This window comes from Kitasatospora sp. NPDC127060 (assembly GCF_042724935.1).
Classification (GTDB): domain Bacteria; phylum Actinomycetota; class Actinomycetes; order Streptomycetales; family Streptomycetaceae; genus Kitasatospora.
This window is the reverse complement of sequence record NZ_JBHXEG010000014.1, coordinates 24,513-36,766: the sequence shown is the minus strand read 5'-3', so window position 1 is coordinate 36,766 and position 12,254 is coordinate 24,513. Positions and strand designations below refer to the sequence as shown.

General features: G+C 73.0%; 9 protein-coding genes. 5 read left to right on the top strand and 4 right to left on the bottom strand.

Annotated features, from left to right (window positions below; translation table 11 throughout):
* Positions 1–35: 35 nt before the first annotated feature.
* Together ACFWIS_RS11135 and ACFWIS_RS11130 are read right to left on the bottom strand one after the other, a co-directional pair.
* A complete protein-coding gene (locus ACFWIS_RS11135) occupies positions 36–722 on the bottom strand; it encodes a response regulator (RefSeq protein WP_380462239.1) in 687 nt (228 codons plus the stop codon).
* Positions 722–2,308: an ATP-binding protein gene (locus tag ACFWIS_RS11130; RefSeq protein WP_380462240.1), complete on the bottom strand. Its 1,587-nt coding sequence runs from the start codon at positions 2,306–2,308 to the stop codon at positions 722–724. The genes ACFWIS_RS11135 and ACFWIS_RS11130 overlap by 1 nt, the downstream gene beginning before the upstream one ends.
* Positions 2,309–2,607: 299 nt before the next feature.
* Here ACFWIS_RS11130 and ACFWIS_RS11125 point away from each other — a divergent pair, with 299 nt between their 5' ends.
* From ACFWIS_RS11125 to ACFWIS_RS11115, 3 genes are read left to right on the top strand one after another with little or no spacing between them, the layout of a single operon-like run.
* Positions 2,608–3,417 (top strand): ABC transporter ATP-binding protein, encoded by an 810-nt coding sequence (locus tag ACFWIS_RS11125; protein WP_380462241.1) that lies wholly within the window; start codon positions 2,608–2,610, stop codon positions 3,415–3,417.
* Entirely contained in the window at positions 3,407–4,288 is an 882-nt protein-coding gene (locus tag ACFWIS_RS11120) for an ABC transporter permease (protein WP_380462242.1), read from the top strand. Before ACFWIS_RS11125 ends, ACFWIS_RS11120 begins: the two co-directional genes overlap by 11 nt.
* Positions 4,289–4,328: 40 nt before the next feature.
* Positions 4,329–5,399: an ABC transporter substrate-binding protein gene (locus tag ACFWIS_RS11115; RefSeq protein ID WP_380462243.1), complete on the top strand. Its 1,071-nt coding sequence runs from the start codon at positions 4,329–4,331 to the stop codon at positions 5,397–5,399.
* Between the two features lie 56 nt (positions 5,400–5,455).
* Here the strand turns inward: ACFWIS_RS11115 and ACFWIS_RS11110 are convergent, their stop codons facing one another.
* On the bottom strand, positions 5,456–6,358 hold the full coding sequence (locus ACFWIS_RS11110) for a sucrase ferredoxin (protein ID WP_380462244.1): 903 nt from the start codon (positions 6,356–6,358) through the stop codon (positions 5,456–5,458).
* Positions 6,359–6,557: 199 nt separating this feature from the next.
* Positions 6,558–9,008: a DNA topoisomerase (ATP-hydrolyzing) subunit A gene (locus ACFWIS_RS11105; protein WP_380462245.1), complete on the bottom strand. Its 2,451-nt coding sequence runs from the start codon at positions 9,006–9,008 to the stop codon at positions 6,558–6,560.
* A 306-nt stretch (positions 9,009–9,314) separates the two neighbouring features.
* Here ACFWIS_RS11105 and ACFWIS_RS11100 point away from each other — a divergent pair, with 306 nt between their 5' ends.
* Together ACFWIS_RS11100 and ACFWIS_RS11095 are read left to right on the top strand one after the other, a co-directional pair.
* Complete coding sequence (locus tag ACFWIS_RS11100; RefSeq protein ID WP_380462246.1) at positions 9,315–10,649, top strand: M16 family metallopeptidase; 1,335 nt, start codon at positions 9,315–9,317, stop codon at positions 10,647–10,649.
* 20 nt (positions 10,650–10,669) lie between these two features.
* Positions 10,670–12,034: a M16 family metallopeptidase gene (locus ACFWIS_RS11095; protein WP_380462253.1), complete on the top strand. Its 1,365-nt coding sequence runs from the start codon at positions 10,670–10,672 to the stop codon at positions 12,032–12,034.
* Positions 12,035–12,254: the final 220 nt, after the last annotated feature.

The window sequence follows — 12,254 nt, the reverse complement described above, 5'->3', positions numbered from 1 at the left end:
CCGGCGGGCCAGGGGCCGCCGGGGTTCCCCCGTGTCTAGGCCCGGGCGGCCAGTCCGTAGCGGTGCTCCGGGCGGCCGGTGTCGCCGTAGCGCAGGGTCAGCCGCAGCCGGCTGTCGCGTTCCAGTTGCTTGAGGTAGCGCTGGGCCGTCGAGCGGCTCAGGCCGGTGGCGTCGGCGACCTCCTGGGCGGACAGCGGCCGGCCGGCCCGCCGCAGCACGCCGAGGACCAGGTCGGTGGTGGGCGCCGAGTGGCCCTTCGGCAGGGCGCCGGTGGGCGCGCAGGCGCTGCGCAGGGTCGCGAACAGCCGGTCCACCTCGTCCTGGCCGGCCTCCCGGGCCGGTGCGGCCAGCGCGTGCCGCAGCTGCGCGTACGAGACCAGCTTGTCCCGCAGTCCGGCGAAGGTGAACGGTTTGACCAGGTACTGCAGCGCACCGTGCTGCATCGCGGCGTGCACCGTGGAGACGTCCCGGGCGGCGGTCACCATCATCACGTCGCAGGCCACCTGGCGGTCCCGCAGCCGGCGGACCAGCGCCAGGCCGGTCTCGTCCGGCAGGTGGTGGTCGAGCAGCAGGAGGTCCACCGGGCGGCGCTCCAGCGCGGCCAGCGCCTCCCCGGCCGAGTGGGCGGTGCCGGTGACCCGGAAGCCCGGCACCTTGGCCACGTACGCGGCGTGCACGTCCGCGACCCGGAAGTCGTCGTCCACCACGAGTACGTCGATCATCACGCCTCCACGAGCTGAGCGGTGAGCAGGGCCTCGGGCAGTTCGACGGTGAACCGGGCGCCGCCGAGCGGGCCGGTGTCGAGCACGATCCGGCCGCCGGTCCGTTCGACCAGCCGCCGCACCATCGCCAGGCCCAGCCCGCGCGGGCGGTGCGCGGGCGCGTCCTTGCTGGTCCACCCCTCCTCGAAGACCCGTAGGCGCAGCTCCTCCGGCACGCCCGGGCCGCTGTCCGCGACCTGCAGCAGCAGGGTGGAGCCGGACGCCGCCAGCGTCACCTCCACCCGGCCGCCCCCCTCCAGGGCGTCCACCGCGTTGTCGATCAGGTTGCCGAGCACCGTCACCAGCGCCCGGGCGTCCACCACGGTGTCCGGCAGGTGGGCGGCCGGGGCCAGCGCCAGCCGCACCCCGCGCTCGCCGGCCACCGCCGTCTTGCCCGCCAGCAGCGCCGCCACGTGCGGGTCCTGCACCTGCTCGGCGATCCGGGCGGCGACCACGGCGTGCGAGCCGGACTGCTCCGAGATGAAGGCCACCGCCTGTTCGTGGCGGCCGAGTTCGAGCAGGCCGAGCAGGGTGTGCATCCGGTTGGCGTGCTCGTGGTCCTGGGCGCGCAGCGCGTCGGTGAGGCTGCGGGTGGTGTCCAGCTCGCGGACCAGCGACTCCAGTTCGGTGCGGTCGCGCAGCGTCACCACCGCCCCCTCGCTGGTGGCCGTCCGGTTCACCACCAGCACCCGGTCGTCCCGTACGGCGGGCAGGTCGGGGCCGGTGATCCGCCCGGTCAGCACGTCGGCCAGCCGGCCCGGGGGCAGCACTTCGGCGATCGGGCGGCCGGTGCAGTCCTCGGGCAGGCCGAGCAGCCGGAGGGCCTCGTCGTTGGCCAGCCGGATCCGGCCGCGCTCGTCCAGCGCCACCATGCCCTCGCGGATGCCGTGCAGCATCGCCTCCCGTTCGACCAGCAGCGCGGAGATGTCGGCCAGCGCGATGTTGTGGGTGCGGCGCTTGAGCCGGCGGGCCAGCACCAGGGTGGCGACGGTGCCGGCGGCCAGGCCGGCGGCGGCGCACAGCAGGATGCCGGTGAGCATCTTCAGCAGGCGGCGGCGGATCGAGTCGTCGCTGATGCCGACGGACACCTCGCCGACGATCCGGCCGTCCGTCGTCCGTAGCGGCACCTTGCCGCGGGCGGTGCGGCCCAGGGTGCCCTGCTGGATCGCGGTGACGCTGCGGCCGTTGAGCGCGGGCTCCGGGTCGGTGCTGACCCGCTGGCCGATCCGGCCGGGGTCGGTGTGCGAGAGCCGGATGCCGTCCAGGTCGGTGACCACGACGAAGCTGGCGCCGGTGGCCAGTCGGATCTGCTCGGCGTTGCGCTGCGCGGTGACGACGTCCCGGGCGTCGGCGGCCCGGGCGATGGTCTCGTCGGTGGCGGTGGCCTGGGCGATGGACAGCGCCCGCTGCATCGCGTCGTGGTCCAGTTCGCTGCTGACCGGGGCCAGGAACAGCCCGGCGGTCACGGCGGTGACGCCGACGGTGACGACGGTCTGGCTCAGCAGGAGCTGGGCGAAGACCCGGCGGGGCCAGTGGGGGAGCTTCATCCGGGCCTCCTCTCGGTGGCGTCGGTGCTACGGGGGCGGGTTCCGTCCGGGGTGGGTTCCGTCCGGGGTGGGTTCCGTCCGGGGTGGGTTCCGTCCGGGGTGGGTTCCGTCAGGGTTGGGGTCGGGACACCCTATGTTTCCGGGGTGTTTCTGTCAGCCCGCGTCCCCGCAGTTGTAGCGGAAGCAAAACGAGCAGAACACCCCTCAAAGCGGAGAAGTCGCACTACGCGGAGAAGGCTCCCGCCGGGGCCGGGGCCGCTTCTACCTTTCCGGGGCAAGCACTGACCCGGGAGGAATCAATGACCAATACCCCGGCGATCGAGCTGACCGGCGCGACGAAACGCTTCCGCACCCCGTCCGGGGCCCTGCACACCGCCGTCCGCGATCTCGATCTGACCGTCGCCCAGGGCGAGTTCGTCGCCGTCGTCGGCCCCACCGGCTGCGGCAAGTCCACCACCCTGACGCTGGTCAGCGGTCTGGAGGAGCCCACCGAGGGCGAGGTCCGGGTGTACGGCCAGCCCGTGCGCGGGATCGACCCCCAGGTCGGGTTCGTCTTCCAGCAGGACGCCGTCTTCCCCTGGCGCACGGTGCTGTCCAACGTGATGGCCGGGCCGCGGTTCCGCGGCGTGCCCGCCGCCGAGGCCAGGGAACGGGCCCGGGACTGGCTCGGCCGGGTCGGGCTGTCCGCCTTCGAGGACCGCTACCCGCACCAGCTGTCCGGTGGCATGCGCAAGCGCGTCGCGCTCGCCCAGACCTTCGTCAACGACCCGGCCATCCTGCTGATGGACGAGCCCTTCTCGGCGCTGGACGTGCAGACCCGCGCCCTGATGTCCGACCAGCTGCTGGAGTTGTGGGCCGGTACCGGCTCGTCGGTCGTGTTCGTCACCCACGACCTGGACGAGGCCATCGCGCTCGCCGACCGGGTCGTCGTGATGACGGCCGGGCCGGCCACCGTCAAGGAGATCTTCACCGTCGACCTGCCACGGCCGCGCACCGTGGAGGCCGTCCGGCTGGAACCGAGGTTCGTCGAGCTGTACCGCGAGATCTGGGCCTCGCTCGGCGAAGAGGTGCGCATCACCCGGGAGAGAGGAGCGGGTCGTGCCGCTTGAGACCGCGTCCGAAACCGCTTCGACCGCCGCAGGGAAGCCCCCGGCCGCCGCGACCAGGACCGAGGCCCGCGAACGGGCCGCCCGCAACCGCAGGCTGACCGTCTACGCGGCCCGGCTCGGCGTGCTGGTCGCCTTCCTCGGCCTCTGGGAGCTGTGCGCCCGCACCGAGGTCATCGACCCGTTCAACTTCTCGCAGCCGTCCAGGATCTGGGACCAGATCTGGCAGTGGATCACCCACGGCACCGCCCAGGGCTCGCTCGGCGAGCAGATCGGCTACACCCTGTACGAGGCCCTGAGCGGCTGGGTGATCGGCGTGGTCGGCGGTGTTCTGCTGGGCATCGCGCTCGGCCGGATCCGGTTCCTGGCCGATGTGTTCGGGCCGTACATCAAGGTGCTCAACGCCATCCCGCGCATCGTGCTCGCCCCGATCTTCCTGATCTGGTTCGGCCTCGGCCCGGCCTCCAAGGTCGCCTCCGCGGTGGTGCTGGTGTTCTTCCCGGTGTTCTTCAACGCCTTCCAGGGTGCCCGCGAGGTGGACCGCAACCTGGTCGCCAACGCCCGCATCCTGGGTGCCGACAACCGCAAGGTCACCCTCCAGGTGGTCATCCCCGCCGCCACCACCTGGATCTTCACCAGTCTGCACGTCAGCTTCGGCTTCGCGCTGATCGGCGCGATCGTCGGCGAGTACATCGGGGCCACCAAGGGCCTCGGCCTGCTGGTCGCCGCCGCCCAGGGCACCTTCAACGCGGCCGGGGTGTACGCCGCGATGACCATCCTCGCGGTCGTCGCGCTGGTCACCGAGGGGCTGTTGACCTTCGCCGAGAAGAAGCTGTTCCGCTGGAAGCCCGCCGACGCGGGCGACGGCCGCTGAACTCCCCCCCCGCCCGTAAGCACAGAGAGGCTCCCCCACGATGCGCCCGCACCCGACCGGCAGAGCTGCCGCCGCCGTCCTCGCCGCCGCCCTGGTCCTCCCGCTCTCCGCCTGCGCCAACGACGCCGCCTCCTCGGCCCACGGCGCCGCCCCGGCCGGGCAGCAGGTCGACGGCCCCAAGGTCAAGATCATGGTCGGCGGCCTGGACAAGGTCATCTACCTTCCCGCGATGCTCACCCAGCAACTCGGCTACTTCGCCGAGGCCGGAGTCAACGTCGAGCTGCTCACCGAGCCGGCCGGCGTCAACGCCACCACCGCGCTGCTGGCCGGTGACGTCCAGGGCGCCGTCGGCTTCTACGACCACACCATCGACCTCCAGGCCAAGGGCAAGCACGTCGAGTCGGTGGTCCAGTTCGCCCAGGCCCCCGGCGAGGTCGAACTCGTCTCCGCCAAGCAGGCCGACGCCATCAAGTCCGGCGCCGACTTCAAGGGCAAGAAGCTCGGCGTGACCAGCATCGGCTCCTCCACCGACTTCCTCACCAAGTACCTCGCGGTCAAGAACGGCGCCTCCGTCAGCGACTTCAGCCCGATCGCGGTCGGCGCCGGCCAGACCTTCATCGCCGCCCTCCAGCAGGGCAGCATCGACGCCGGGATGACCACCGACCCGACCGTCGCCGCCGTCCTCGACAAGGGCCTCGGCAAGATCCTCTACGACATGCGCACCCCCGAGGGCTCGCGCCAGGCGCTCGGCGGGCTCTACCCCTCGTCGTCGCTCTACATGAACACCGACTGGGTGGAGAAGAACAAGGAGACCACCCAGAAGCTCGCCGGCGCCTTCGTGAAGACCCTCAAGTGGATGTCCACCCACAGCCCGGAGGAGATCGCGGCGAAGATGCCCGCCGACTACGCCCAGGGCGGCGCCGAGCAGTACGCGGCGGCGATCAAGTCCACCCTGCCGATGTTCACCACCGACGGGGTGATGCCGGCCGACGGGCCCAAGACCGTGCTCGCGGTGCTCGCCGCCTTCCACCCGGACGTCAAGGGCAAGGAGGGGACGATAGACCTGGCCAAGACGTACACCACCGAGTTCGTCGGCAAGGCCACCGGCTGAGCCCGGCGCCCGTCGGTCCCGCGCTCACCCCCACGGGCGCGGGGCCGCCGCGGTGTTCAGAGCCCCCGTACGGACAGCACGTCCATCCGCGACGGCGTCCCCGCCGCCTTGCCGCAGCTCTCCGGACGCGGCGGCTCGCTCACCGACTCGATCACGTCCACTTCCCAGGCCCGGCCGTCCCGGTGCACCACCCGCACCAGCCAGCGGCCCGCGCCGTCCGGCCGCTGCACCAGGGTCAGCGCCGCCGCCCCGGTCTCGCCGGTCGCCAGCCGCACCGCGTGCTCGGCCGCCTGGCCCGGACGCTCCCAGCCCGAGCAGCCCCGCGACCACTCCGGCACCATGTGCCCGGCCGCCGTCGCCGCCAGTACCTCCTTGGCGCTCTCCGGCGTCAGCCGCCCGTACGCGTAGCCGTACGGCAGCACCAGCATGGTGGGGGAGAAACGGTGCCCGCCCAGGTGGGTCACCTCCCACACCTCGCTGTGCCCGGCCGCCGCCAGCTCCGCCGCGAGCGGACGGCCCAGCAGCGCGCAGCAGCGGTCCCGGCGGCCGTTGGTGCACACCAGGGCCAGCGGGCCGCCGACGTGCTCCACCCCGAAACCCGTGTGGTCGCCGACGCCCAGCGCCGCGAAGTCCAGCTCCAGCAGCTCCGCAGGGTCCCCGACCTGCGCCCGGCGCACCCAACCGCGGCCCGGCACCGCGTGGGCCACGACCACCTCGTGCCGCGCGGTCGGCAGGCAGTCCGCGTGCCGGCCCGGCCGCCGGATCAGGGCCACCCGCACGCCGGTGCCCGCAGCGGCCGCCTCCAGGGCTCGCCCGACCGCCGTGTCGAGGTGGCTCTCGGCCAGCGCCTTCGCGCCCCACGGGCCGTTCTGCTCCAGCAGCAGCCAGGTGGTCGCGACCGCCGCCGTCGCGGTCAGCGGTTCCGAAAGTTCACGCGACACGGTCGCACAGGTGCTCACTTGGGCAAGGCTACCCTCAGCCGTTCGGGCCGGCCGGGGGGCCGGGAACGGGCCTCTTACGAGCCCGCGCGACGGCCCCGGACACGTCGGGGGGCGGGGCACTCGCAGGCACCCCGCCCCCGGACCAGGCATCACGCCGGGCCGGGCATCACGCCGGGCCGGGCGTCATGCCGGGCCGGGCGTCACGCCGGGCCGGGCGTCACGCCGGACCCGCCACCACCGCGATCGGCGCCGCCACCGGGGTGCCCGAGCCGTCCCGGCGCGGGTCGCGCTCCGGCAGGTCGACCGGCGCGCCCTTGGCACCGGCCGCGCGGGCCGGGGCCGCACCCGCCCAGGCGAACGCCAGCGCGTCCTCGCCCCGCAGGAAGCGCTGGCAGCGGACGCCGCCGGTCGCCCGGCCCTTTCGCGGGTACTGCTCGAACGGGGTGACCTTCCAGGACGACTGCTCGTCACCGGACAGGGTGCCGGAGGCGCCCGCCACCGAGACCACCACCGCGTCCACGGCCGGATCCACCGCCGTGAACGACAGCACCCGCGCGCCGTCCGCCAGCTTGATGCCCGCCATGCCGCCCGCCGGACGACCCTGCGGACGGACCTGCCCCGCCGGGTAGCGCAGCAGCTGGGCGTCCGAGGTGATGAAGACCAAGTCCTCCTCGCCGGTGCGCAGTTCGACCGCGCCCACCAGCTCGTCGCCGTCCTTGAGGGCGATCACCTCGAACTCGTCCTTGTTCGCCGGCCACTCCGGCACCACCCGCTTCACCACGCCCTGCACCGTGCCCAGCGCCAGCCCCGGCGACGACTCGTCCAGCGTGGTCAGCGCCAGCACCCGCTCCCCGGCCTCCAGCCGCAGGAACTCCCCAACCGCGGCGCCGCCCGCCAGCGTCGGCGACGGCATCGGCGGCAGCGCCGGCAGGTCGATCACCGGCAGCCGAAGCACCCGGCCCGCCGACGTCACCACACCCACGTCCGCCCGCGCCGTGGCCGGCACCGCCGACACGATCACGTCGTGCTTGGCCCGCTTCTCCGACGGCTCGAACGGCTCGCCGTCCGCCGTCCGCGCCAGCAGCCCCGTCGAGGACAGCAGCACCCGGCACGGGTCGTCCGCCACCTCCAGCGGCACCGACAGCGCTGCCGACGGGGCCGCCCCCGCCTCCAGCAGCACCGTGCGCCGCTCCGTCCCGAACTGCTTGGACACCGCGCCAAGTTCGGACGACACCACGCTGCGCAGCTTGGTGTCCGACTCCAGGATCTCGGTCAGCTCCGCGATCTCCGAGTTCAGCTTCGCCTTCTCCTGCTCCAGCTCCACCCGGTCGAACCTGGTCAGCCGGCGCAGCGGGGTGTCCAGGATGTAGCCGGTCTGCGTCTCCGACAGCGAGAAGCGCTCCATCAGGCGCTCCTTCGCCTGCTGGGCGTTGTCACTCGACCGGATGATCGCGATGACCTCGTCGATGTCCACCAGGGCCACCAGCAGACCCTCGACCAGGTGCAGTCGCTCCTCCCGCTTGCGGCGGCGGAAGTCGCTGCGCCGGCGCACCACCGTGAAGCGGTGGTCGACGTAGACCTCCAACAGCTCCTTCAGGCCCAGCGTCAGCGGCTGCCCGTCCACCAGCGCCACGTTGTTGATGCCGAAGGTCTCCTCCAACGGCGTCAGCTTGTAGAGCTGCTCCAGCAGCGCCTCCGGCACGAAGCCGTTCTTCACCTCGATCACCAGCCGCAGCCCGTGCTCGCGGTCGGTGAGGTCCTTGACGTCCGCGATGCCCTGCAGCTTCTTCGCGTTGACCAGGTCCTTGATCTTCGAGATGACCTTCTCCGGGCCGACGTTGTACGGCAGCTCGGTCACCACGATGCCCTTGCGGCGCGCCGTGACGTTCTCGATCGTCGTGGTCGCCCGGATCCTGAACGTGCCGCGACCCGACTCGTACGCGTCCCGGATCCCCGACAGGCCGACGATCCGCCCGCCGGTCGGCAGGTCCGGACCGGGCACGAACCGCATCAGGGTGTCCAGGTCCGCGGTCGGGTGCTTGATCAGGTGCCGGGCCGCGGCCACCACCTCGGACAGGTTGTGCGGCGGCATGTTGGTCGCCATGCCGACCGCGATGCCCGTCGCACCGTTCACCAGCAGGTTCGGGAACGCGGCCGGCAGCGCCAGTGGCTCCTGCTCGCTGCCGTCGTAGTTCGGCCCGAAGTCGACGGTGTCCTCGTGGATCGACTCCACCATCGCCATCGAGGCCGCCGTCAGCCGCGACTCGGTGTAACGCATCGCCGCCGGCGGGTCGTCGTTGCCCAGCGAACCGAAGTTGCCGTGCCCGTCGATCAGCGGCAGCCGCATCGAGAACGGCTGCGCCATGCGCACCACCGAGTCGTAGATCGACTGGTCGCCGTGCGGGTGCAGCCGGCCCATCACCTCGCCCACCACGCGGGCGCACTTCACGTGCGCGCGGTCCGGGCGCAGGCCCATCTCGTTGGCCTGGTACAGGATCCGGCGGTGCACGGGCTTCAGACCGTCCCGCGCGTCGGGCAGCGCACGCGAGTAGATCACCGAGTAGGCGTACTCCAGGAAGGAGCCCTGCATCTCGTCCACGACGTCGACGTCGAGGATCCGCTCCTCGAAGTCTCCGGGCGGCGGGGTCTGCGAACTGCGGCGGGCCATCGCGGCGGGGCTCCCTTACGTGTCGCTGGCTGTGGCGGCGGCCGGTGGTCGGCCGGCCGTCGGGCGTCGGAACGGGCGGTGCCGTCCTGATGCACCGTCCTGCCGCCGCGACCGTCAACCGGACGCGACCGACAGGGCACGGCGCCCCCATTGTGGACCCTCGCGCCGACACTCCCGGTCAGCGGCCCTCTTCCGCCCCTGGCGAACGCCACTTCCGCGCGGACACAAACACGCCCCCCACGCGTTGCACCACAATGGGGGACGCCACACGAACCCCGACATCGACGACGGGAAGGACCCGAGCGCATGGCCAACCCGGCCCCCGCCTCCAGCCGAGGCATCGCCATCACCGAGCACCGCCTGGCCAACGGCCTGCGCGTCGTCCTCTCCGAGGACCGCCTCACCCCGGTCGCCGCGGTCTGCCTCTGGTACGACGTGGGCTCCCGCCACGAGGTCAAGGGCCGCACCGGCCTGGCCCACCTCTTCGAGCACCTGATGTTCCAGGGCTCCGCCAACGTCTCCAACAACGGCCACTTCGAGCTGGTCCAGGGCGCCGGCGGCTCGCTCAACGGCACCACCAGCTTCGAGCGCACCAACTACTACGAGACCATGCCCGCCCACCAGCTGGAGCTCGCCCTCTGGCTGGAGGCCGACCGGATGGGCTCGCTGCTCGCCGCCCTCGACGAGACGTCCATGGAGAACCAGCGCGCCGTCGTCAAGAACGAGCGCCGCCAGCGCTACGACAACGTCCCGTACGGCACCGCCTTCGAGAAGCTCACCGCGCTCTCCTACCCCGACGGCCACCCGTACCACCACACCCCGATCGGCTCGATGGCCGACCTCGACGCCGCCACCCTCGAGGACGCCCGCGCGTTCTTCCGCACCTACTACGCGCCCAACAACGCGGTGCTGTCCGTGGTCGGCGACATCGACCCCGAGCAGACCATCGCCTGGGTCGAGAAGTACTTCGGCTCCATCCCCGCCCACGACGGCAAGCGGCCGCCGCGCTCCGGCGAACTCCCCGACACCATCGGCCGCGAGCTGCGCCAGAACCTCGCCGAGGACGTCCCCTCCCGCGCCCTGATGGCCGCCTACCGCCTGCCGCACGACGGCACCCGGGAGGCCGACGCCGCCGACCTCGCGCTCACCATCCTCGGCAGCGGAGAGTCCAGCCGCCTCTACAACCGGCTCGTCCGTCGCGACCGCACCGCCGTCGCCGCCGGGTTCGGCCTGCTGCGCCTGGCCGGCGCCCCCAGCCTCGGCTGGCTCGACGTCAAGACCTCCGGCGACGCCACCATCGCGCAGATCGACGCCGCCGTCGACGAGGAGCTCGCCCGCTTCGCCGCCGAGGGCCCCACCCCCGAGGAACTCGAGCGCGCCCAGGCCCAGATCGAGCGCGAGTGGCTCGACCGGCTCACCACCGTCGCCGGCCGTGCCGACGAACTCTGCCGCTACGCCGTCCTGTTCGGCGACCCGAAGCTGCTGAACGACGCCCTCCCCAAGGTCCTCGACGTCACCGCCGAGGAGGTCCAGGCCGTCGCCAAGGCCCGGCTCCACCCCGACAACCGGGCCGTCCTCGTCTACGAGCCGACCGCCGCCGCTTCCGACGCCGCTTCCGAAGAGGAGGGTGCCGCCGTATGAGCACCGACTACGTCCCCGCGATGACCTTCCACCCCCAGCCCCAGCCCGGAACCCCCGGCCCGTGGGCCTTCCCCGCCCCCGAGCGCGCCGCCCTCGGCAACGGCATCACGGTGCTGCACTGCCACCGGCCCGGCCAGCAACTGGTCGCCGTCGAGGTCCTCCTCGACGCCCCGCTCGCCGCCGAACCCGAGGGCCTCGACGGCATCGCCGCGATCCTCGCCCGCGCCCTCAACGAGGGCACCGACACCCTCACCGCCGAGGAGTTCGCCGGCGAGCTGGAGCGCGCCGGGGCCACCCTGGACGCCCACGCCGACCACCCGTGCATCCGGGTCGCCCTGGAGGTCCCCGCCTCCCGGCTGCAGCGCGGCCTCACCCTGCTCGCCGACGCCCTGCGCGCCCCCGCCCTGCCCGCGGAGGAGATCGAGCGCCTGGTCGCCAACCGGCTCGACGAGATCGTCCACGAGCAGGCCAACCCCGCCCGGCGCGCCGCCAAGGCCCTCTACGCCGAGCTCTTCGACGCCGCGGACCGCCTCTCCCGGCCCCGCAGCGGCACCGCCGACACCGTCAAGTCGATCGACCGGGCCGCCGTCAAGGCCTTCTACGACGCCCACGTGCGGCCCGCGACCACCACCGTCGTGGTGGTCGGCGACCTCACCGGCGTCGACCTGCCCGCCCTGCTGGAGAGCACCCTCGGCACCTGGACCGGCAGCACCGCCGAGCCCTCCGTCCACGCCCCCGTCACCGGCGACGACCACGGCCGCGTCCTCATCGTCGACCGCCCCGGCTCCGTCCAGACCCAGCTGCTGATCGGCCGGATCGGCCCCGACCGCCACGACCCGGTCTGGGCCGCCCAGATCCTCGGCACCTACTGCCTCGGCGGCACCCTCACCTCCCGCCTCGACCGCGTCCTGCGCGAGGAGAAGGGCTACACCTACGGCGTCCGGGCCTTCGCCCAGCCGCTGCGCTCCGCCGCCGACGGCACCGGCCGCTCGCTGCTCGCCATCAGCGGCTCGGTGGACACCGCCTCCACCGCCCCCGCGCTCGCCGACACCTGGACCATCCTGCGCACCCTCGCCGCCGAGGGCCTCACCGACGCCGAGCGCGACGAGGCCGTGCAGTTCCTGGTCGGCGTCGCGCCGCTGAAGTACGAGACGGCGGGCTCGGTCGCCGGGACCCTGGCCGACCAGGTCGAGCAGTACCTCGCCGACGACTACCAGGCCGAGGTCTACCGCCAGCTGGCCGAACTGCCCACCGCCGCGGCCACCGAGGCCGTGGTCGCGGCCTTCCCGCCGGACCGCCTGGTCACCGTGCTGGTCGGCGACGCCGCCGCGATCGAGGCGGACGTGCGGGCGCTCGGCATCGGCGAGGTCACCGTCGTCAGCTGACGCCGTGAGCCGTCGTACCCCGGCCCGGTGGAGCACCCGCTCCGCCGGGCCGGACACGTTTTTAAATCCGTTGCGGGCCCGTCCCGTTCCGTGGATAGATGTTCCCCGACGCACAGAGCGTGCGAACTGCGGACACAACGAAGGGAGGCGGTCACCATGCGGGTCGAGCGAACCATACGACGACGCTCCCCAAGGCCGTTCCTCCCCTGCTCCGCTCCGG